General features: G+C 70.9%; 20 protein-coding genes and 1 pseudogene. 9 read left to right on the forward strand and 12 right to left on the reverse strand.

Annotated features, from left to right (window positions below; genetic code table 11):
* Positions 1-159 precede the first annotated feature (159 nt).
* The 4 genes from IEZ01_RS31790 to IEZ01_RS31805 are packed head-to-tail and all read left to right on the forward strand — an operon-like array spanning position 160 to position 5421.
* The gene (locus IEZ01_RS31790) at positions 160-1833 is read left to right on the forward strand and encodes a glycoside hydrolase family 13 protein (protein WP_019883911.1); all 1674 of its coding nucleotides are present in this window, start codon (positions 160-162) and stop codon (positions 1831-1833) included.
* An 18-nt stretch (positions 1834-1851) separates the two neighbouring features.
* The gene (locus IEZ01_RS31795; RefSeq protein ID WP_189205182.1) at positions 1852-3171 is read left to right on the forward strand and encodes an ABC transporter substrate-binding protein; all 1320 of its coding nucleotides are present in this window, start codon (positions 1852-1854) and stop codon (positions 3169-3171) included.
* A gap of 10 nt (positions 3172-3181) precedes the next feature.
* Positions 3182-4558, forward strand: a complete 1377-nt coding sequence (locus IEZ01_RS31800) for a carbohydrate ABC transporter permease (protein ID WP_189205184.1) — start codon at positions 3182-3184, stop codon at positions 4556-4558.
* Complete coding sequence (locus tag IEZ01_RS31805; RefSeq protein WP_019883914.1) at positions 4555-5421, forward strand: carbohydrate ABC transporter permease; 867 nt, start codon at positions 4555-4557, stop codon at positions 5419-5421. Before IEZ01_RS31800 ends, IEZ01_RS31805 begins: the two co-directional genes overlap by 4 nt.
* A 14-nt stretch (positions 5422-5435) precedes the next feature.
* Here IEZ01_RS31805 and IEZ01_RS31810 read toward each other — a convergent pair whose 3' ends face one another.
* Together IEZ01_RS31810 and IEZ01_RS31815 are read right to left on the reverse strand one after the other, a co-directional pair.
* A complete protein-coding gene (locus tag IEZ01_RS31810) occupies positions 5436-6092 on the reverse strand; it encodes a DUF5701 family protein (RefSeq protein ID WP_019883915.1) in 657 nt (218 codons plus the stop codon).
* 130 nt (positions 6093-6222) lie between these two features.
* A complete protein-coding gene (locus IEZ01_RS31815; protein WP_189205186.1) occupies positions 6223-7221 on the reverse strand; it encodes a zinc-dependent alcohol dehydrogenase family protein in 999 nt (332 codons plus the stop codon).
* A 101-nt stretch (positions 7222-7322) separates the two neighbouring features.
* Here IEZ01_RS31815 and IEZ01_RS31820 point away from each other — a divergent pair, with 101 nt between their 5' ends.
* Positions 7323-8261, forward strand: a complete 939-nt coding sequence (locus tag IEZ01_RS31820) for an AraC family transcriptional regulator (protein WP_189205188.1) — start codon at positions 7323-7325, stop codon at positions 8259-8261.
* A gap of 206 nt (positions 8262-8467) precedes the next feature.
* A pseudogene (locus IEZ01_RS31825) lies at positions 8468-8798 on the forward strand (carboxymuconolactone decarboxylase family protein); the annotation flags it as partial.
* A gap of 1 nt (position 8799) precedes the next feature.
* Here IEZ01_RS31825 and IEZ01_RS31830 read toward each other — a convergent pair.
* From IEZ01_RS31830 to IEZ01_RS35375, 6 genes are all read right to left on the reverse strand, one after another.
* On the reverse strand, positions 8800-9741 hold the full coding sequence (locus IEZ01_RS31830) for an NAD-dependent epimerase/dehydratase family protein (protein ID WP_189205190.1): 942 nt from the start codon (positions 9739-9741) through the stop codon (positions 8800-8802).
* 33 nt (positions 9742-9774) lie between these two features.
* Positions 9775-10401, reverse strand: a complete 627-nt coding sequence (locus IEZ01_RS31835; protein ID WP_189205192.1) for a cysteine hydrolase family protein — start codon at positions 10399-10401, stop codon at positions 9775-9777.
* A 113-nt stretch (positions 10402-10514) separates the two neighbouring features.
* A complete protein-coding gene (locus IEZ01_RS31840; protein ID WP_189205194.1) occupies positions 10515-11510 on the reverse strand; it encodes a GlxA family transcriptional regulator in 996 nt (331 codons plus the stop codon).
* Between the two features lie 390 nt (positions 11511-11900).
* Positions 11901-12404: a nucleoside deaminase gene (locus tag IEZ01_RS31845; RefSeq protein ID WP_019883926.1), complete on the reverse strand. Its 504-nt coding sequence runs from the start codon at positions 12402-12404 to the stop codon at positions 11901-11903.
* Between the two features lie 348 nt (positions 12405-12752).
* Positions 12753-13412, reverse strand: a complete 660-nt coding sequence (locus IEZ01_RS31850; protein ID WP_019883927.1) for a CE1 family esterase — start codon at positions 13410-13412, stop codon at positions 12753-12755.
* Between the two features lie 22 nt (positions 13413-13434).
* Positions 13435-13683, reverse strand: a complete 249-nt coding sequence (locus IEZ01_RS35375; RefSeq protein WP_229833315.1) for a hypothetical protein — start codon at positions 13681-13683, stop codon at positions 13435-13437.
* 125 nt (positions 13684-13808) lie between these two features.
* Between IEZ01_RS35375 and cpt the strand changes: the two genes are divergently transcribed.
* The 3 genes from cpt (at position 13809) to IEZ01_RS31865 (ending at position 15960) form a co-directional block, all read left to right on the forward strand.
* On the forward strand, positions 13809-14345 hold the full coding sequence (gene cpt / locus IEZ01_RS31855; RefSeq protein ID WP_028797181.1) for a chloramphenicol phosphotransferase CPT: 537 nt from the start codon (positions 13809-13811) through the stop codon (positions 14343-14345).
* A gap of 104 nt (positions 14346-14449) precedes the next feature.
* Complete coding sequence (locus tag IEZ01_RS31860) at positions 14450-15211, forward strand: GNAT family N-acetyltransferase (protein ID WP_189205196.1); 762 nt, start codon at positions 14450-14452, stop codon at positions 15209-15211.
* A 134-nt stretch (positions 15212-15345) separates the two neighbouring features.
* Positions 15346-15960 (forward strand): pyridoxamine 5'-phosphate oxidase family protein, encoded by a 615-nt coding sequence (locus IEZ01_RS31865; RefSeq protein ID WP_019883931.1) that lies wholly within the window; start codon positions 15346-15348, stop codon positions 15958-15960.
* A 27-nt stretch (positions 15961-15987) separates the two neighbouring features.
* Here IEZ01_RS31865 and IEZ01_RS31870 read toward each other — a convergent pair whose 3' ends face one another.
* The 4 genes from IEZ01_RS31870 to IEZ01_RS31885 all read right to left on the reverse strand — a co-directional run bounded on the left by IEZ01_RS31870 (position 15988) and on the right by IEZ01_RS31885 (position 20115).
* Positions 15988-18105 carry a xanthine dehydrogenase family protein molybdopterin-binding subunit gene (locus IEZ01_RS31870; RefSeq protein ID WP_019883933.1) on the reverse strand — a complete coding sequence of 706 codons (2118 nt, stop codon included), beginning with the start codon at positions 18103-18105 and terminating at the stop codon, positions 15988-15990.
* Between the two features lie 50 nt (positions 18106-18155).
* Positions 18156-19148, reverse strand: a complete 993-nt coding sequence (locus IEZ01_RS31875; protein WP_019883934.1) for an FAD binding domain-containing protein — start codon at positions 19146-19148, stop codon at positions 18156-18158.
* Positions 19145-19675 (reverse strand): (2Fe-2S)-binding protein, encoded by a 531-nt coding sequence (locus IEZ01_RS31880; protein WP_019883935.1) that lies wholly within the window; start codon positions 19673-19675, stop codon positions 19145-19147. Before IEZ01_RS31880 ends, IEZ01_RS31875 begins: the two co-directional genes overlap by 4 nt.
* 179 nt (positions 19676-19854) lie before the next feature.
* On the reverse strand, positions 19855-20115 hold the full coding sequence (locus IEZ01_RS31885; protein ID WP_019883936.1) for a DUF6479 family protein: 261 nt from the start codon (positions 20113-20115) through the stop codon (positions 19855-19857).
* Between the last annotated feature and the right edge of the window lie 237 nt (positions 20116-20352).

Consider the following 20352-nt stretch of genomic DNA (forward strand, 5'->3'; position numbering starts at 1 on the left):
GCTTCCCTGACCCTTAAACCGGGATATACACCCCCAACCTCCGCCGCTTTCTGCGCAATCGTTGACACCCTCTCGTCACCCCTACTTAACATGCATGCATAACCGCTACCCGCTCTGGGTGGCGTGCACCCCTTCACGAAGAAACAAGGTCAACGGGTGATGCTCACAGCCCCGGCCGGCGACGGCCTCTCGCAGCGCACCGACCACCACTGGTGGCGCGACGCGGTGATCTATCAGGTGTACGTCCGCAGCTTCCTGGACAGCACCGGGGACGGAATCGGCGACCTCGCCGGGGTCCGCGCCGGTCTGCCGTACCTCAAGAAGCTCGGCGTCGACGGCATCTGGCTGAGCCCCTTCTACCCGTCACCGCAGGCCGACCACGGCTACGACGTCGCCGACTACCGCGACGTGGACCCCGTCTTCGGCGACCTCGACGAGTTCGGCCGGCTGGTCGCCGACGCGCACCGGCTCGGCATCAAGGTCCTGCTCGACATCGTCCCCAACCACTGCTCCAGCGAGCACCTCTGGTTCCGCGAGGCGCTCGGCGCGGCCGCCGGCAGCGCCGCCCGCTCCCGCTTCCACTTCGCCGAGGGCCGGGGCGCGGACGGCGAGCTGCCGCCCAACAACTGGCACGCGATGTTCGGCGGTCCCGCCTGGAGCCGGATCACCGAGCCGGACGGCACGCCCGGCCAGTGGTACCTGCACATGTTCACGCCCGAGCAGCCGGACCTGAACTGGCGCAACCCCGAGGTCGGCGCCCACTTCGACGAGGTGCTGCGGTTCTGGCTGGACCGGGGCGTCGACGGTTTCCGTATCGACGTGGCCGCCGGTCTCTTCAAGCACCCCGAGCTGCCGGACTCCCCCGACCCGGAGGCGGACGCCCGTACCCGCGACTCGGTCAACCCGCTCGCCTGGAACCAGCCCGAGGTGCACGACGTGTGGCGCCACTGGCGCTCGGTCTGCGAGGAGTACACGGCCCGCGACGGCCGCGAGCGGCTGCTGGTCGGCGAGGTGTCCGTGCCGACCGCCCGCGAGCACGCCATGTACGTCCGCCCCGACGAGCTGCACCAGGCGTTCTTCTTCGACCTGCTGGGCGCGCCCTGGGACGCCGACACCTTCCGCAAGGTGATCACCGAGGCGATGCGGGACATCGCCGGCACCGGCTCCACGGTCACCTGGGTGCTCAACAACCACGACCAGGTCCGCAGCGTCACCCGCTACGGAGAGTCCGGCACCGAGGGCAGCGGGCTGGGCGCCGCCCGCGCCCGGGCCGCCGCCATGCTGATGCTCGCGCTGCCCGGCGCCGCGTACATCTACCAGGGCGAGGAGCTCGGCCTGCCGGAGGTCGACGACCTGCCCGACGAGGTGCTCACAGACCCGATATTCCGCCGCACCGGAAGCCGGGCCCGCATCCGCGACGGCTGCCGGGTGCCGCTGCCGTGGTCGGGGCACGCCTCGCCGTTCGGCTTCAGCACCGGCGCCGAGAGCGCCAAGCCGTGGCTGCCGCAGCCGGGCTGGTTCGCCGAGCACGCCACCGACCGGGCGCTCGCCGACACCCGCTCGTTCTGGCACCTGTACCGCGAGGGCCTGCAGCTCCGTAAGGGCCTGCCCCAGCTGGGCGAGGGCACCATGCGGTGGCTGGAGTCGCCGCCCGGCGTCCTCGCCTTCACCCGCGGCGAAGGCCTGGTCTGCGCCGTCAACTTCTCCCCCGTGCCGGTGCCGGCCCCGGTCGCCGGCGCCCCTCTGCTCGCCAGCGGGCCGTGCCCGGCCGGCGTACTGCCCGGATCCACCGCCGCCTGGTGGATCAGCGACGACCACATCACCCACCCCTGACCCGGAGGTACGGCAATCATGATGCGACGACGGACAGCGACGCTCAGCTGCGCGGCACTCACCCTGGCGCTCGGCGCGACCGCCTGCGGCGGCCCGGTGGCCGCGGGCGGCGGGCAGAAGGAACTCGGCGGCCAGACCCTCACCGTCGCCGGTGTCTGGTCCGGTGCCGAGCAGAAGAACTTCCAGAAGGTGCTGGACGCCTTCACGGAGAAGACCGGGGCCAAGACCCAGTTCGTCTCCACCGGTGACAACGTCTCCACAGTCGTCGGCAGCAAGATCGAGGGCGGCAACGCCCCCGACGTGGTGATGGTCCCGCAGGTCGGCGTGTTGCAGCAGTTCGCGAAGAACAACTGGCTCAAGCCGCTCTCCGACACGACGCGCAAGTCCGTCGACGCCAACTACGCGACAGTCTGGAAGTCCTACGGAACCGTCGACGGATCGCTGTACGGCCTGTACTTCAAGGCGGCCCACAAGTCGACCGTCTGGTACAGCCCCGCGGCCTTCGAGCAGGCGGGTGTCAAGCCGCCGAAGACGTACGAGGAGATGCTCACCACCGGGCAGGCCGTGTCCGACTCGGGCCTGCCGGCCTTCGCGGTCGCCGGTGAGGACGGGTGGACGCTCACCGACTGGTTCGAGAACATCTACCTCTCCCAGGCCGGCCCCACGATGTACGACCGCCTGGCCAGGCACGAGGTCAAGTGGACCGACCCGACCGTGGTCAAGGCTCTGACCACCCTCGGCAAGCTGCTCTCCGACAAGAAGCTGATCGCGGGCGGCCAGAAGGGCGCGCTGGGCACCGACTTCCCCGGCTCGGTCGAGAAGGTCTTCGGCCCCGACCCGGAGGCCGGGATGGTGTACGAGGGCGACTTCGTCGCCGGCATCGCCAAGGACCAGTTCGGCAAGAAGATCGGCGAGGAAGCCGCCTTCTTCCCCTTCCCCGCGGTCACCGGCGGCCAGGCCCCGGTGGTCAGCGGCGGTGACGCCGCGGTCGTCCTGAAGGACGGCAAGAACCAGAAGGCCGCGATGGCGTTCCTGGAGTACCTGTCGACCCCCGAGGCGGCCGCCGTGTGGGCGAAGGCGGGCGGATTCCTCTCCCCCAACAAGAAGCTGGACCTCGCCTCGTACGGCGACGACACGCTGCGCGAGACCGCCAAGTCGCTGATCAACGCCGGGGACTCGGTCCGCTTCGACATGTCCGACCAGGCTCCGGCGGCCTTCGGCGGCACCAAGGGCACCGGCGAGTGGAAACTGCTCCAGGACTTCCTGCGCGACCCGTCGAACCCGGCCGGCACCGCGGCACAGCTGGAGACCGCCGCGGCCAAGGCGTACAGGAACTGAGGCGGACGTCATGACCACAGTCACCGCACCCGCACCGCCGCGGCGGGCCGCCGGCCCGCCCGGCGGCCCCGGGGCCACCACCCCCCGGGCCCGCGCCCGCCGCCGGCGCCGCATCATCGCCGTGGCGTTCGTCCTGCCGGCGCTCCTGCTGCTGGGCGCGCTGGTGGTGTACCCCGTGCTGTTCTCCGTCGGCCGCAGCTTCTTCGACGCGTCCGGTACGCGCTTCGTCGGCGGCGGCAACTACGCGGAGATGTTCCGCGACCCGGCCACGCTCAAGGCCATCCGCAACAGCGCGATCTGGGTGGTCGTCGCCCCGACGCTGCTGACCGGGCTCGGTCTGATCCTCGCCGTCCTGGTCGAGAAGATCCGCTGGGCCACCGCCTTCAAACTCCTGCTGTTCATGCCGATGGCGGTCTCCTTCCTCGCCGCGGGCATCATCTTCCGCCTCGCGTACGAGGAGGATCCCGACAAGGGCGTGCTCAACGCCGCCGTGGTCGGGGTGCACGACACCTTCAGCGAATCGTCCTCGTACCCGGCGGCCCGTGCCCGGGAGGGCCACGGCCTGGCCAGGGCGGCCGACGGTTCGTACGCCACGGCCGGAACGGCCGCCCCGGGCAGCAGCGTGAGTCTCGCGTTCGTCGGCGTCCCCCCGAAGGAGATACCGGCCGAGGCGAAGCCCGCCGCAGAGGCGGCCGCCGCCGGCGCCGCCACGCGCGAGATACGCGGTGTCGTCTACCTGGACTTCACCCCCGGAGGCGGCGGCAAGCCCGGCGTGGTCGACAAGGCCGAGCGCGGACTGCCGGGCATGACGGTGGAGGCGGTGCGGGACGGCAAGGCGGTCGCCAAGGCCACCACCGCGGCCGACGGCTCTTTCCGCTTCGGTGACCTGGCCGACGGTACGTACACGGTGCGGCTGCCCGCGGCGAACTTCTCGCCGCCGTACGAGGGTGTCTCGTGGCTCGGCCCGGCCCTTGTCACACCGGCGATCATCGGGGCCTATCTGTGGATCTGGACCGGGTTCGCCATGGTCCTGATCGGCGCGGGCCTCTCCGCCCTGCCCCGCGACACCTTGGAGGCGGCGCGGATGGACGGCGCCAACGAGTGGCAGGTGTTCCGCAGGATCACCGTGCCGCTGCTGGCGCCCGTCCTGACGGTCGTCTTCGTGACCCTGGTCATCAACGTGATGAAGGTCTTCGACCTGATCTACATCATCGCGCCGGGTCCGGTGCAGGAGGACGCCACCGTGCTGGCCACCCAGATGTGGCTGGTCTCCTTCGGCGGCGGCAACAACCAGGGCCTGGGCAGCGCGCTCGGCGTCCTGCTCCTGCTGCTGGTCATCCCCGCCATGGTGTTCAACGTCCGCCGTTTCCGCAGGAGCCAGTCATGAGCACGATGACATCGACGACGGGCGGCGGCCGGCTGCGCCGCTGGCTGGGCAACGGCCTGGTCCAGGCGTTCCTGGTGGTCGTGGGACTGGTCTGGGTCACGCCGGTCGCCGGGCTCCTGCTGTCCTCGCTGCGCTCGGCCAACGACAACGCGGCGAGCGGCTGGTGGACCGCCCTGACCAGCCCCGGGCAGCTGTCCCTGGACAACTACACGGCGCTGCTCGGCAATGCCGGCATCACCCAGGCGTTCTGGAACACCGTGCTGATCTCGGTGCCGACGACCGTTCTGGTCGTCGTCCTCGCGGCGCTCGCCGGATACGCCTTCGCCTGGCTGGAGTTCCCGGGCCGGGACTGGATCTTCCTGCTGGTGGTGGCGCTGCTGGTGGTGCCCGTGCAGGTGGGTCTGCTGCCGGTGGCGAAGCTGTTCGGGCAGCTGGGGCTGTTCGGCACGATCCCGGGCGTGGTGCTGTTCCATGTCGCGTACGGGCTGCCGTTCGCCATCTTCCTGCTGCGGAACTACTTCGCCGAGATGCCGCGCGAGATGCTGGAGGCAGCCCGGATGGACGGCGGCGGCGAATGGCGGATCTTCACCCGGCTCGTACTCCCGGTGGGCCGGCCCGCCATCGCCAGTCTCGCCATCTTCCAGTTCCTGTGGGTGTGGAACGACATGCTGGTGGCACTGCTCTTCGCGGACAGCACCTCGCAGCCACTCACGGTGGAACTCCAGTCGCAGGTGAGGCAGTTCGGCAGCAACATCGATGTGCTGGCGCCCGGCGCCTTCCTGTCACTGATCGTGCCGGTGGTCGTCTTCTTCGCCTTCCAGCGGCACTTCGTGCAGGGGGTGATGGCGGGCTCGGTCAAGTGAGCCCGCCGTGGGGGTCAGTGGGCGCGCCCCGTCGTGGAGGCGAAGCCGAGCCAGGTGTGGCGATTGTTCCACCAACACCAGCCGACCTTGGGGGCGTTGCGCCGCTCACGGCCGTCGCGCCCCGTGCCGTTGCTGATCCAGATCGCCGGCGTACGGGCGTCCAGGGTGCCGTTCGCCTTACGCAGCCGGGAGCCGATGGTCATGAAGCAGCGGTTGCGCTCCAGGGCCGCCGGCTGCTGGAGCACCCAGTGGATGCCTTCGGTGAGGATCAGGGGGGTGCGGTCCTCCTTGGTGAGGGCGGGCAGCGCCTCGTCCGGGCTCCAGTTGGCCATGTGGTCGCCGCGGTCCACGCCTTTCACGAGGTAGAGCGGGGCGTCCGGAACCTCGACGGCGCAGGGGGTGAAGAGGTCGACGTCGGGCATGTCGACGACGACGAAGCCGGCCTTGTCGTCGCGGCGGAGCAGCGGCGCCAGCGCGGAGGCCGGCACCCGGTCGGGGTGGACGGCGAGCAGGGCGTCGCCGTGTCCGCTGTCGGCCTCCTCGGCGAAGGTCCGTACGGCGTCGGCCGGCAGCCCGGCGAGCTCGTGCACGCCGAGCTCGATCAGGCGCTCCGCCTGCGCGGCGAGCGGCGGGAGAGGGGGAACGGCTTCGGTGGACGGGGTGTCGGGCAAGGTACTCCTCGTTCGCGGTACGGGCGGTCGACTTGTGATCAACGGCGCGGCCGACGGGAATGTTCCCGCCGCGACCGGGCCCCGCGGGGCGGACTGTTCGCTCGGATGACGGTGCGGTCGCCGCCGGCGCCTAGAGGGTCACGAGGATCTTGCCGGTGTGCGTGTTGGACTCCATCAGCCGGTGCGCGTCGGCGACGCGGTCCAGCCCGTCGAAGGTCTCGGCGATCACGGGCGCCAGCGTGCCGTCGGCCAGGCCCGAGCCGATGTACGCGGCAGCACGCTGCCGGAGGTCCGAACGCTCCACGAGTGTGCCGTTGTTGTACATGTGCACCGTCTGAGGCCAGTTGAGGCCGAGCTGCGCCGGGCGCGGGTCGAGCCAGCCGTACAGCACCGCCGTACCGCCCGGGGCGAGGGCGTCGCCGAGTGCGGCGAAGCCGGGCCCGCCGATCGCGTCGAAGACGACGTCGGCGCCGTGGCCTGAGGTGATGCGGCGGACCTCCGCGACCAGGTCCTCGGAGTCCGTCGCGATCACATGGGCCGCGCCGAGCTCCAGGAGCCGCTGCCGCTTCCCCGGCCCGCGCGTGGTGGCGATGGGGATCGCGCCGTGCCGCAGGACCGTCTGGATCGCGGCCGTGCCGACCCCGCTCGACGCGCCGGTGATCACCACATGGTCGCCGGGGTTCATCCCGGCCGTCTCCACCAGCCCGCCGTACGCCGTCGTGTACGTCAGCCACGCCGCCGCCGAGGTCACGGCGTCGGCGCCGGCGGGACGGCGCACCACCGACTCCTGCGGCAGCACGACCCGTTCGGCGTACACGCCGTGGACGCCGAAGTCGAAGTTGGCCGCGGCCATCACCGGGTCGCCGGGCGCGAAGCCGGTCACACCGTCGCCGACCGCCTCGACGACACCGGCGGCCTCGTAGCCGAGCCGGGAGCCGGGCAGCGTGGGCGGGTAGTAGTAGGTGCCCGCGCGGAAGAGGGCGTCGGCGCGGTTGAGGCCGATCGCGTCCACGCGGAAGAGCACCTCGCCAGGGCCGGGCGGGCCGAGCGGCACGTCCTCGACGCGCAGGACTTCGGGACCGCCGATTTCATGGAAGAGAACTGCCTTGGTGTAAGGGGTAGTTGCCATGCGGACGACGCTATGCATCAGCGGTGCGACGATCCATGCCGCCATGTCTTCCCTTACTGTCCGATCGTCTCGCGAACCGTGGGCCGGCGTACGGTCGGGGCATGGATGTCCTCAGCGACGCCGTCACCGCCATGCGCGCGGGACGGCCGCACTCCTCCCGTACGGCACAGAACGCTCCGTGGGGCGTGCGGTTCCCCGACTCGGACGGTGCCGGATTCCACGTCGTACTCCGGGGCGCGGCCTGGCTGCTGCGCCCGGGGGAAGCCGCGCCGGTGCACCTCGGCCCCGGCGACGTGGTCTTCCTGGCGCACGGCTACGGGCACGCTCTCGCCGACCATCCGGACACTCCCCTGGAGGACTTCGCGCTGGGGCCGGACGGCTCCTGGCCGGTGGCCCCGGATCCCGGCCCGGCTCCGGACGCGGACACGCTGCTGCTTTGCGGCGCCTACCAGTTGAACCGGTCGCGTGCACACCCGCTGCTCTCGGAGCTGCCTCCCGTCGTCCACGTACGGGCCGGGGTGGGGACACACCACGGCCTCCGGTCGGCCCTGGACCTGCTGGGCGCGGAGCTGACGGAGCCGCACCCCGGCTCCGACGCGATCATCTCCGGCCTCCTGGACACGCTGTTGGTGTACCTGTTGCGCACCTGGTGGCTGCGGAAGTCCCCGGAAGGGCAGGAGGCGACAGGCTGGGCGGCAGCCCTGCGGGACCCCGCGGTGAGCGCCGCACTGCGGGCGATGCACTCCGACCCGACCCGCCGATGGACGGTGGAGGGACTCGCCTCCCACGGCGGCCTGTCCAGGGCCGCCTTCGCCCGCCGCTTCAACACGCTGGTGGGCAGGCCGCCCCTGACCTACCTGACCTGGCTCCGCATGACGACGGCGGCCCGCCTGCTGCGCTCGGGCGACACGCCGCTGCGCATCGTCGCGGAACGCGCGGGCTACACCTCCGAGTTCGCCTTCGCCAAGGCGTTCAAGCGCGAGTACGGCGTCCCGCCGGGGCAGTGGCGGCGGCGTCACCCGGCGGCCGCCGGTCGCTAGATGGCTGAGCTCCCCGAGGTGATCATCCGCCCGAAGTCGCCGGAGGGGTCACGGACTCCTCGTCCAAGCGCAGGCCGGCGCTGCGTGAGCGACCTGGGCTCCTCGCCCGGGCGGCGGGAGACGCAGGTCACATCCGTCCATGTCACAGGGCGCGGGGCTGTCTCGTCTCAGGGTCGTAGCCAATGACAACCACGGAGGAGCACACCATGGACACGCGACTGAACTACTTCGCCAGCCCGACCGCCGGCAAGGCCTTCAAGCACTTCATGGCGGCCGGCAAGGCGATCAAGGACTCGACCCTGCCGGCCGCCACACAGGAACTGGTGTCGCTGCGCGTGAGCCAGATCAACGGCTGCGCGGTCTGCGTCGACAACCAAGGAGGCAGCCGCTGCCGGGGAGACCTCGGTGCGGCTGCACCTGGTGGCGGCGTGGCGGGAGGCCACGGTCTTCACCGACGCCGAGCGCGCCGCGCTGGAGTTCGCCGAGCAGGGCACCCGGATCGCGGACGCGGCCGGCGGGGTCAGTGACGAGGTGTGGGTCACCCCGTGGTGGCCACTCGGTCGCGCCACCAGTCCACCGTCTCCTTGACCTGCTCGTCGATCGGGGTGGCCCGTACCGTGAACGCGGCTTCGTAGGCGCTGGAGTCGAGGACGAACGACCGGTCGAACTGGTAGCGGATCTCCTTCAGTTCGCGGATCAGCGGGGAGAAGAGCGACGCCACCCCGAGCGCGGCGGGCGAGATCCTGCGTACCGCGACCGGGCCCGTGCCCGACCCCTCGGAGAGGCGGGCGACCATCTCGCGGGTGGAGAGCGGCGGTTCCGTCGGGACGTGCCAGGTCTGGCCCCAGGCCCGCTCCTCCCCCACCACCTCGACCAAGGCCCTGGCCACATCAGGGAGATAGCTCCAGCTGTGCGGGGCGTCCGGGTCCCCGAGCGTGGAGACCGGCTTGCCGCGCAGCAGCCGTGGCATGACGTGCGCGGCAAGGTGGCCGCCGTCGGTCACGCCGGGGCCGAAGAAGTCCGAGGCCCGTACCTCGACGGCCTTGATACGTCCCTGGTCGTGCAGGGTCCGCGCCCGCTCCCAGACGGCGGCCCGCACCCGTCCCTTGGGGCCGGTCGCCGCGAGCGGCAGCTTCTCGGTCATGGGCCCGTCCACCGGGCCGTATCCGTAGAGGTTGCCCAGCATCACCAGGACCGCCCCGGTCGCCTCCGCCGCCGCGCAGAGCGACGAGGCCAGCGCCGGCCACTCGGCCACCCAGCGGTGGTAGGGCGGCGCGGCGCAGCTGAATATGGCGGCCGCGCCCTGGGACGCCTCGATCAGTCGTTCACTGTCCGCCGCGTCCAGCGCCATATGTTCGATACCGGGCTCCGGGGGCCGGCCCGAGCGGGTCACGACCCGGACCGCATGCCCCTGCTCGGCCAGCAGCCGAGCGGTGGCCGCACCGGCGGCCCCGAATCCCACGACGATGTAAAGGCTCACATCCGCACACTAGCGCGAACGACTGACAGAGCTTCAGGGACGTGGTTCCGTCGTGAGGTCCTCCACTCGGGGAGCGATGCGGCCGAACAGGTCGCCGATGGTGGCCAGGGCCGCGCTGTGGAGGGTGGCCGCGGGCAGGGCGGCTCCGGTTCCGGTTCCGTCAGGGGTGGCGAGTGAGCGGGTCGCGGTGGCTTCTGCCACGACGGTGGGCCGGTAGCCGAGGTTGAAGGCGCCCTGGGCGGTGAAGCTGACGCACATGTGTGTCATGAATCCGGCCAGCACCAGCTCCGGGCCCGCGCCCAGTTCGCGCAGCGTCTTCTCCAGATCCGTGTCGTGGAAGGCGTTGGGGAATTGCTTGACCACCACCGGCTCCCCTTCGACCGGGGCGACCTCGGGGCTGATGGCGCCGATCTCGGTACGGATGTCGTACGGGGTGCCGTCGCCGCCGTCGTTGACGATGTGCACGACGTGCGCGCCCTGGGCGCGGGCGGCGGAGAGCAGCCGCGCGCCGGCGGCCAGGGCCGGCTCGGCCCCCTCCAGCGCCATGACTCCGGTGCGGTACGTGTTCTGGAAGTCGATCATGAGGAGGGTGGTGTCGGCGAGCCTGGGGAGCTGGTTGTCCAGACCGATCAGGTCGCGGAGTGTGGTGGAAACGGGCATGGCTGATCTCCTCTCGTGCCGGTGGGCACCGGCAAGGTGGGTACAGGGGTCGCGCGTCCGGACGTACGGGGAGGGTGCAGTCGGCGGTGAGCTGTGGCCGGGGCTGCGAGTCGTCAGGCCGTGGTGGTACGGAAGCGGCGCCGGTAGGCGCCCGGGCTCGTGGCGATCTGCCGCCGGAAGGCGCGGTGAAGGGTCTCCACCGAGCGGAGCCCGGCGGCCTGGGCGATGTGGTCCAGGGGCTGGTCGGTGCTCTCCAGCAGGCGGCGGGCGGCCTCGACCCGCAGGGCCTCGACGTACGCGGCGGGTGTGGTTCCGGTCTCCTGCGTGAAGACGCGGGCGAAGTGCCGCTCGCTCAGGCACATGCGGGAGGCCAGCGTGGCCGCCGAGAGGTCGGCGTCGAGGTGGTCGGCGATGTAGAGGCGCAGCTCGTCGATGTCCCTGCGGGATGCCGGAGGGCGGCTGATCGGGACACTGAACTGGCTCTGGCCGCCTTGGCGTTTGAGGTAGACGACCAGGTGCCGGGCGACCGTGAGGGCGAGGTCCTCGCCGTGGTCTTCGGCGACGAGGGCGAGGGCCAGGTCGAGGCAGGCGCTGATGCCCGCGCCGGTCCATACCCGGCCGGAGCGGACGAAGATCGGGTCGGGGTCGACGGTGACGGCGGGGTGGTCGGCGGCGAGCTGGTCGGCGGTGGACCAGTGCGTGGTCGCGGTCCTGCCGTCCAGCAGACCGGCCGCCGCGAGCAGGTGGGCCCCCACGCACACCGAGGCGATCCGCCGCGTGTGGGGCGCGGTGTCCTTGATCCAGTCGACGACGTGCGGGTCGATCCTTGGCCGGGGCCCGTCGGCGTACGCGTCCACCGCGCCCGGCACGAGGAGGGTGTCCACCCCGGCGCCGACGTCGGCGAAACCGAGGTCGGTGACCACCCGCACGCCGGCCGAGGTGGCCACGGCCTCCCCCGCCCGCCCGGGACCGGCCAGCTGGACGCGGTAGCGGGCCCGGCCACCGGCCTCCCGGTTGGCCAGCGTGAACACCTCGGCCGGCCCGGTGACGTCGAGCAGATCGACATCGGGGAAGACCGCGATCACAACGCGGTGACTGATCTCGGACATGCCCCCATCGTCGGGCCCCGCCCGGCGCGACGGCAATGACGGGCTGATGTCACATCCGGACATCCAGGTCGAGCATCAGTGCCACGGGCTCAGACCGGCGGCCCCGCCGAGAGCGAGGCGCCCTTGGAGGAGGTCTTCAGCGACGGCACCGTCTGCTTCCGGACGCCGGAAGAGAGGAACGGCGATACCGGCCGGCGCTCCACTCCCCGGGACAAGGCCGTGGGCCGCGCCGGTGCCGCCCAAGGATGCCCAGGCCATGGCCGCCGAATCCGTCGGAGGCCCGCTCACGGGCTGAATCGGCATCCGGCCGCCGGTTGAGGACGAAATATCGGCGCCCGGGAGCGGTGGGGCCGCTCCCGGGCACGACAGACCAGCCCGGCGAACCGGTTCTCAGTAGGCGATGCGGTCGGACTTGGCCAGCCACGCGTCGAACGGCGCCGTACGGTTCGGCAGGTCCAGCTGCTCGACCGACATCGGCCACCTCGACGCGGGCTGCTTCTCGAACAGGTCGTAGAACCTGCGGTCGTCGAATCCGGCCATCGCGGCGTCGTCACGGTCGGCGGCGTAGATGAACCGGTCGACGCGCGCCCACAGCGCGGAGGAAAGACACATCGGACACGGCTCGCACGAGGTGATCAGCACACAGCCCTCGAGCGAGAAGGTGCCCAGTTCCTTGCAGGCGGCCCGGATCGCGCTCACCTCGGCATGCGCCGTCGGGTCCAGGTTCGCGGTGACCTGATTGTTACCTATCGCGACAACCTCGCCCGCCTTGGCCACCAGCGCGCCGAACGGACCGCCGCCGTTCGCCACGCTGTTCGTGGCCAGCCTGATCGCCTCGTCCAGCCAGGTCCGCTCCAGCTCGTGGCTGCTCGTCTCTTGGGTGTGCGCGGTCATGGTTGCTCCTTCTTGGAAACGGTGAGGATTCCCCCGGATGCTCTGCCGCGCTTCCGCCCATGTGAGGGGGTCGGAGTACTGGGTCGGAGTACTCCACGACACTCATCCTTGCTTCGTTGGAATGCGTGTAAGGAGTACACAGCCAACCGACCGGAAACAGTCAGAGGTTGAAGACATGAAACGTCGGCAAACAGAGGCCCGACCTTTCGTAGCTTGCTACAAGGGTCGGCGCCTCGGACCCACGCGCCAGGCCCGGTCCTGCCGACGCTCAACCTGATTGGGGCGCGTATGAGCCCTCTTGTCCCCTGATCACGTCCGGGCACGTCCGGGGGTGAGACGTCCCCGCGTTCAGGATGAAACCTTCGGGTGGGCCTCGAAGAACTCCCAGATGAGATCGGTCGCGTTCACGCCGGTCGCCGGGTGGCCCCTGGTCTGGTCCTTACTGCCTGGCCAGCTGTGGCCCATGTCCGGGAGACGGTACGTCGTGAACGCCGATTTGTCGCGACATGTCGCCGATGTGCGCGTACTCTTGCCCTCGATCTTTCCGGGACTCCCCGCCTTGCAATCGAGGCGTTCCGTCCAGGCCTTTATGCCCTGTTCGAAATCCCTGTAGTATTTCTCCAGACCGCCGACAAAAGTGACCACCGACACCGGTTTTTTCGGCATATACGTGGTTTTCTGCGCGGCCGTGCCGATATAGCCGCCGCTGACCGGGGCAATCGCGGCGAACGTGCCCGGTATTTCTATCACGAGTTTGAAGGACATGTCCGCGCCGTTGGAAATACCGGTGGCGTAGATGCGCCGGGGATCGGCCTTCCATGCGTCGACGAGCCGTTTCGTCATCGCGCCGATGAAACCGACGTCGTCCTCGCTGCCGCAGCAGATGAGGGCGTTGTACCCCTGATCGACTCCATTCGGATAGGCGACGAGAAAGCGTTCCTTGTCGGCCTTGGCATTGAAACCGGTCAGTTTGGCGGCGTACGCACCGTTGGCCGGGTAGGGGTGCATGACGACGACCAGGGGGAGTCGTTCAGCCGGCGTGTAGCCGTGCGTGGACCGCGTAGACGCGCTGCTCGCCCTTCCAGGTCATGGTGACCGTCTGATCGCCGGGGCGTGGCGTCTCCTTCGCCGGCGGCGTTGTCGACGGCGTTGTCGACTGCGTCGTCGGAGGCCTCGTGGGCTTCGCTCTTCCGCTGCCGTCGTCATCGGTGTTCGCACCGCAGCTGACCAGGGGGAACAGCAGGGCCAGAGCGGCGATCCGTAAGAGGGGTGTCCGCATTGGAGCATGGTGGCAGCGGCGTGAGGGACGATCCAGAGGAATGGAGGATTCTGAGCGCGAAGGAGTTCAGACGCCGATTCCGTAATTCGTTTCGTGCCGTGCGGCGGGCGTCGTACCGTGGCGCGGTGGCGACTCAGGTGATCATTCTCAACGGTGGTTCCAGCTCGGGTAAATCCGCGATCGTACGGTGCCTGCAGGCAGTACTGCCGGAGCCATGGCTGGCGTTCGGCTGCGACTCGTTCGTCGACGCCTTGCCGGCGAAGATGCAGGAGTCGGACGACGGGATCGTGTTCGCGGCGGATGGCGAGGTGAGCGTCGGTGCGGACTTCCGGGCGCTGGAGGCGGCCTGGATGGAGGGCGTCGCGGCGATGGTCCGTGCAGGCGCGAGGGTCGTCATCGACGACGTCTTCCTCGGCACAGCGGCGTCCCAGGAGCGGTGGCGGAAGGCCCTGTACGGACTGGACGTGCTGTGGGTCGGCGTCAGGTGTGACAGTACGGTCGCCGCGGGTCGTGAGGGAGCGCGGGGAGATCGCATCCGGGGGATGGCCGCGTCGCAGGCCGACGTGGTTCACGAGGGAGTCACCTACGACTTGGAGGTGGACACGACACACACCGAGTCACTGACGTGTGCGCGCACCATCGCCGCGCAGGTCAGCCGCTGATCACGGGATCGGTTCCCGGCTCACGGGCCGCCGTGACAGTCGCTCCCTCCTGCCGCCGCGTATTTCGAAGGCGGCCACGCTCCTCGGCCGCCTAGCCTCCCCCCATGCCGACCACAGAACTCCAGCGGATCAACTCCTTCCTGACGGCCTTCGCCCGCCGTCAGGCCGTGCGCGTCGTCGACGTCCAGGGCGGGTTCGCCGTGTACGACGACGTTTTCGCGCATTCCCACGCGAACAACCAGGTCGTCATCGACACCGCCGTGGACCCCGGAGCACTGCCCGCCATCGCGGAGGAGGCACTGGCGCATCTGCCGCACCGACTGGTCTCCGTCCTGGACGACGAAGTCGGCATGGCGTGTGCAGAGCCCATGACCCGGGCCGGATACACCCACTCCACCTATCTGGTCATGCTGCACACCGGCCCGGTGCCCGCCGGTGGAGCCGCGGAGGAGGTCGGCCTCGACGCGCTACGTGCCCCACACACCCTGCGCTGGCAGGGTCTCCTCCCGGACGTCGACGACGAGGTCGTACGCCACCTCGTCGAACGGCGCGAGGTCCGCCACCGCGGAGCCGACGTCGTTCGCTTCGTCGGCGCACGTACGGAGGAGGGCGAGGTCGCCTCCTGGGCCGACCTCTATCTGGAGCCGGCCACCGGCATCGCCCAGATCGAGGAGCTGATCACCGCGGAGGCCCAACTCGGTCGCGGCTATGCCGACGCCGTCCTGACCACCGCCCTGCGCATGGCTGCCGACAAGGGCTGCGGTACCCGTTTCCTGACCGCTGATGCGGCGGACTGGCCACGACACTGGTACGAGCGCCGCGGCTTCTCCGTCATTGGCCGCTCCCACTGCTTCGAACGGAGCTGAGTCGGTGTTGAGGCGGCGGCGGTCGGCGGCCTCCGTGCGGCGGTGTCTCGGACAGTAGGGTGAATCAACGTACGACCTGACGTGAAGGACGAGGCAGCACCAGGCAGGGGGACGTGGCAGTGGACACAGCGGGGATGGTGGAGATCACCTCGGAGGAGGAGCTGCGCGAGCTGCTGGGCGTGCCGACGCCGGTCGCTCTGGCGAAGGAGCGGTCCGCTCTACACGAGCTCGACCGGGAGTGGCTCGCGCACGCGTCCCTCTGCCTGATCGCCACCGCGGACGCGAACGGGTGGTGCGACGTGTCTCCCAAGGGTGATCCGGCCGGCTTCACGAAGGTCCTGGACGACACCACCATCGCGATCCCGGAACGCCCCGGGAACCGACGTGCCGACAGCTTCCACAACGTCCTGGCCAACCCACGTGTGGGCCTGCTCTTCCTGGTGCCGGGACGGGGCGACACCCTGCGTATCAACGGCCGGGCGCGTCTGGTGCGGGAAGCTCCGTTCTTCGACGAGATGACGGTCAAGGGTCATCGGCCCCGACTCGCGATGGTCGTCGAGACCGAGGAGATCTTCTTCCACTGCTCGAAGGCGTTCCTCCGCTCCGACCTGTGGAAGCCGGAGACCTGGACGCCGGAAGCCGTACCCTCACGTGCGCGGATCTCCAAGAGCCTGGAGCGCACGGACCAGTCGCTGGAGGACCTGGAGCGCTACTACGGCCCCCGGTACGCGGAGGGCATGTACCGCTGATCCCAACGGGCCCGTAGGGCCGCGCCCTCAGCCGAGGACGGCGAGGACGCGGTCCGGGGTCAGGGGCAGTTCGCGCAGGCGCCGGCCCGTCGCATGGCAGAAGGCGTTGCCGACGGCCGCCGCCGTGCCCACGATGCCGATTTCGCCGATGCCCTTGCCGCCGGCCGGGTTGAGGTGTTTGTCGTCCTCCTCGATCCAGTGCGCCTCGATGTCGCCTACGTCCGCGTGGACCGGTACGTGATACGAGGCCAGGTCGCTCTCCGGGAAGTCCCCGAACGCCGGGTCCGTCGTGCTGTGTTCCGTCAGGGCCATGCCCAGCCCCATGATCATGCCGCCCACGAACTGGGAGCGTGCGGTGAGGGGGTTGAGGATGCGGCCCGCGGCGAACACGCCCAGCAGGCGCCGCGCCCGCACCTCTCCGGTGACCGTGTCGACCTGCACCTCGGCGAACTGGGCGCCGAAGGCGTGCCGAGCGTACGGCGAGCGCTGCTTGGCGTGCGCCCTCGTGTCGGCGGAGGCGGAGAGTCCGCCGTCGGGCACCGGCCCTTCGTGGCGGTCGAGGCGGGCGATCAGGGCTGTGCACGCGTCATGGACGGCCCAGCCCCAGGACGCCGTGCCCGAGGAACCGCCGGCCAGCGGGGCCTCGGGGAGCGTCGTGTGGCCGATCGCCGTCGTGACCCTGTCGAGCGGCACGCCGAGGGCGTCGGCCGCGATCTGCGCCAGTACGGTACGGGCGCCGGTGCCGATGTCGGTGGCGTTGACCTCGACGACGTACGTGCCGTCCGGGAGCGCATGAGCCCGCGCCGTGCAGGGCGAGACCAGTACGGGGTAGGTGGCGGCCGCCACGCCCGTACCGATCAGCAAGGGCCCGTCCCGCCGAGAGGCGCGGTGCGCGGACCAGCCGAACCGTGTGGCGCCCTCACGCAGGCAGTCGACCACATGACGGCTGCTGAAGGGGTGGCCGCTTTCGGGTTCGGTGGCGGGCTCGTTGCGGATCCGTAGTTCGACGGGGTCGAGGCCGAGGGCGTCGGCCAGTTCGTCCATGGCCGATTCGAGCGCGTACATGCCGGGGCACTCCCCCGGGGCGCGCATCCAGGAGGGCGTGGGGACGTCGAGCGCGACGACCCGGTGGGTGGTGAGGTGGGCGGGCGCGGCGTACATGACGCGGGCGGGGACGGCGGCCTGCTCGACGAACTCGCTGACGCGGGAGGTGTACGTCGTCACCTCGTGGGCGAGGGCGGTCAGGACGCCGTCCTCTCGGGCTGCGAGTCTCACGTGGTGCAGGGTGGGGGCGCGGTGGCCGACGACGGCCGGCATGTGGCGCCGTGGCAGGGCGAGTTTGACGGGCCGGCCCGTGTGGCGGGCGGCCATCACGGCCAGGACGACGTGCGGCCGCGGGGTGCCTTTGGACCCGAATCCCCCGCCGACGTGCTCGGAGATGACGGTGATGCTGTCCTCGGGCAGGTCGAAGAGACTGGCCAGCGCTGTCCGTACGGGTCCCGCTCCCTGGCTCGAGTCGTGGACGGTGAGCCGGCCGGTGCCGCCGTCCCAATGGGCGGTGGCGGCGTGCGGTTCCATGGGGTGGTTGTGCAGCGGCGGGACCTTGTACGTGCACTCGACGCGTACGGGCGAGGCGGCGAAGGAGGTGGCGGCGTCGCCCTGTTCGAGGTGTGCGGGGTATCCGCCGTTGGCCTTCTCGGGCGTGTAGACGCCTGGGTGGTCGACGGTGAGGACCACGTCGTGCGGGGTGTCGGGGTCGGTTTCGTAGGTGACGCGTACGGCCTGCGCCGCTTCCCGGGCGGCCTCCAGCGTGTCGGCCACCGCCAGGGCGACGTACCAGCCGTGGTGGGGCACCACGGTGTCCTGGAGCACGTGCAGCTGCGGATCGTCGGTGGGGCCGAGGCGAGGCGCGTCGAAGGGGGTGAGGACCGCGATGACTCCGGGCAGGGCCAGGGCCGCCGTCGTGTCGACGGCGGTGACGCGGCCGCGGGCGACGGTGGCGGGGACGGGCCAGGCGTGGGCGCAGCGCGGCGGGGTGTGCTCGGCGGCGTAGCGGGCGGTGCCGGTGACCTTCTCCCAGCCCTCCCGGCGGGTGGTGGGCGTGCCCAGTGCGGTGCCGACGACGGCGACGCTGGTGGAGTTCATGGTGCCTACTCGTTCGTCCGGGGTCGGGTGCGGGGGGGTGGGCGGAGAGGTCAGGCGGACGCTGAGCGTACGAGTGTGTCCAGCACGTCGCAGGCGAGGTTCTTCGCCAGTCCGACCTTGTAGCCGTTGTCGCGCAGCGGCTGGGCCTGGAGGAGTTCGGCTTCGACCGCCTGCCGTACGGCCTCCTGCGTCGGTACGGCGCCGCGCAGGCGCTCCTCGGTGATCGTGGCGCGCCAGGGGCGGTGGGCGAGCCCGCCGAAGCAGACCGCGACATGGCGGACGCGCCCCGCGTCGAGGTCGAGCACGGCGGCGACGGAGGCGAGCGCGAAGGAGTACGAGGCGCGGTCCCTGACCTTGCGGTAGCGCGACGGGAGCCCGGCCGGGCCCGGCGGGAGGAGGACGGCGGTGACGATGTCGCCGGGGACCACGACCGTGTCCTGCTCCGGGCTGTCGCCGGGGAGCCGGTGGAACGTGGTGGCGGGGACCGTACGGAGTCCCTGCGGGCCCCGCAGTTCGATCTGGGCGTCGACGGCGGCCAGTGCCACCGCCAGATCCGAGGGCTGGGTGGCGATGCAGTGCGCGGAGTGGCCGAGGACGGCGTGGTCGCGGTGGACCCCGTCGCGGGCGCCGCAGCCGCTGCCCGGCTCGCGCTTGTTGCAGGGTTTGGAGATGTCCTGGAAGTACGAGCAGCGGGTGCGCTGCAGCAGGTTGCCGCCGGTCGTGGCGGCGTTGCGCAGCTGCCCCGAGGCGCCGGCCAGCAGCGCCTGCGAGACGACCGGGTAGCGGGCGGCGACGAGAGGATGGGCGGCGAAGTCGCTGTTGCGTACGCCAGAGCCGACCCGCAGTCCGCCGTCCCCCGTCTCCTCGATCGCGTCGAGGGGCAGCCGGGTGAGGTCGACGAGGGTGTCGGGGCGTTCCACGCCGAGTTTCATGAGGTCCACGAGGTTGGTGCCGCCACCGAGATAGCGGGAGCCGGGGCGGCCTCCGTGGGCGTCGACGGCTTCGGCGAGGCTACCTGCGGCCACGTAGGCGAACGGCTTCACGCGATCACGTCCAGGACCGCGTCCACGATGCGCGGATAGGCGCCGCAGCGGCAGAGGTTCCCGCTCATGCGCTCGGCGACCTCGTCACGGGTGAGGGCGGAGCGACGTGCGGAGGTGGTGGGGTCGGATCCGGCCTCCGCCGTGACTTCGGCGAGCATCCCCACGGCGGAGCAGAGCTGGCCGGGGGTGCAGTAACCGCACTGGTAGGCGTCCCGTTCCACGAAGGCGGCCTGGAGGGGGTGCGGTGTCGCGGCGTCGCCGAGCCCTTCCACGGTGGTGACCGAGGTGCCCTGCTGTGCGACGGCGAGCAGCAGGCAGCTGTTGACGCGCCGGCCGTCGACCAGAACGGTGCAGGCGCCGCACTGGCCGTGGTCGCATCCCTTCTTCGCACCGATCAGGTCGAGGTGCTCGCGGAGGGCGTCGAGGAGAGTGACCCTGTGGTCCAGGGTGAGCGTGTACTCCTCGCCGTTCACCCGCAACGTGATGCGGGAGCTGGTCTGCCCGGAATGGCCGGAATGGTTCGCCACGGCTGCCCCTCCTGTCGGCGATGTGCCCGTCGCCTGTGACACCTACCGTGGCCGCGCCGCAGGGGACGCCGGACGGGCACGGCTGTCCCTCGGACGGCGGTGGCCGCTCCCCCGGCCGGGGGCGGAACCAACCCGGTGCGGTCTCGCCCGGCTCACGAAACTCACAGACCTCACGGACCTCACGGATGGGGGTCCTGCTTGCCGGCGGGGTCCTCGGGGGTCGTCCAGCTCTCCCGCCTGGCCTGCGCGGCGGGGGGCTGGGCCATGCCGGCGGCTCGCCGACGGCGGGCGGCACGCCGGCTTCCCCACCAGAACGCGAAGATCAGTATCCCGGCCACCACCACTCCCACCAGGATCAGCAGGAGCGAAGGCGAGCCGGAAGCCGCGAGGACGGGCGGGGCGGACGGCGTGACGGCCGTGGAAGACAGCGTGGAGAGCATGGGTGCCCTTCTTCTCGATCTGGGGCTGGGGTCGGGGACGGGGCGGAGTCGTACGGTGCGGGGCCGGGAGGGCCCTGGGGGCCGGTGGAGGACCGGGGGAGGAAGGCCCCGGCGGCCGGTGGTGGACCGGAAAAGGCCCCGGCGGCGAGCTGAATCCTCGAGCCCGCCGCCGGGACCCCGTATGCCTTCTCCCGCACGTACCCCGTCACACTCCGACTCGGCCCTCTGAGCCGGTCA

Origin of the sequence: Streptomyces purpureus (assembly GCF_014648195.1) — a bacterium.
Classification (GTDB): domain Bacteria; phylum Actinomycetota; class Actinomycetes; order Streptomycetales; family Streptomycetaceae; genus Streptomyces; species Streptomyces purpureus.

Bases quoted from the DNA above. Each gene is read 5' to 3' on its own strand.
- IEZ01_RS31790 (WP_019883911.1), top strand. From the start codon at position 160: ATGCTCACAGCCCCGGCCGGCGACGGCCTCTCGCAGCGCACCGACCAC.
- IEZ01_RS31795 (WP_189205182.1), top strand. From the start codon at position 1,852: ATGATGCGACGACGGACAGCGACGCTCAGCTGCGCGGCACTCACCCTG.
- IEZ01_RS31800 (WP_189205184.1), top strand. From the start codon at position 3,182: ATGACCACAGTCACCGCACCCGCACCGCCGCGGCGGGCCGCCGGCCCG.
- IEZ01_RS31805 (WP_019883914.1), top strand. From the start codon at position 4,555: ATGAGCACGATGACATCGACGACGGGCGGCGGCCGGCTGCGCCGCTGG.
- IEZ01_RS31815 (WP_189205186.1), bottom strand. From the start codon at position 7,221: ATGGCAACTACCCCTTACACCAAGGCAGTTCTCTTCCATGAAATCGGC.
- IEZ01_RS31820 (WP_189205188.1), top strand. From the start codon at position 7,323: ATGGATGTCCTCAGCGACGCCGTCACCGCCATGCGCGCGGGACGGCCG.
- IEZ01_RS31835 (WP_189205192.1), bottom strand. From the start codon at position 10,401: ATGCCCGTTTCCACCACACTCCGCGACCTGATCGGTCTGGACAACCAG.
- IEZ01_RS31840 (WP_189205194.1), bottom strand. From the start codon at position 11,510: ATGTCCGAGATCAGTCACCGCGTTGTGATCGCGGTCTTCCCCGATGTC.
- IEZ01_RS31845 (WP_019883926.1), bottom strand. From the start codon at position 12,404: ATGACCGCGCACACCCAAGAGACGAGCAGCCACGAGCTGGAGCGGACC.
- IEZ01_RS31850 (WP_019883927.1), bottom strand. From the start codon at position 13,412: ATGCACCCCTACCCGGCCAACGGTGCGTACGCCGCCAAACTGACCGGT.
- IEZ01_RS35375 (WP_229833315.1), bottom strand. From the start codon at position 13,683: ATGCGGACACCCCTCTTACGGATCGCCGCTCTGGCCCTGCTGTTCCCC.
- IEZ01_RS31860 (WP_189205196.1), top strand. From the start codon at position 14,450: ATGCCGACCACAGAACTCCAGCGGATCAACTCCTTCCTGACGGCCTTC.
- IEZ01_RS31865 (WP_019883931.1), top strand. From the start codon at position 15,346: ATGGTGGAGATCACCTCGGAGGAGGAGCTGCGCGAGCTGCTGGGCGTG.
- IEZ01_RS31870 (WP_019883933.1), bottom strand. From the start codon at position 18,105: ATGAACTCCACCAGCGTCGCCGTCGTCGGCACCGCACTGGGCACGCCC.
- IEZ01_RS31885 (WP_019883936.1), bottom strand. From the start codon at position 20,115: ATGCTCTCCACGCTGTCTTCCACGGCCGTCACGCCGTCCGCCCCGCCC.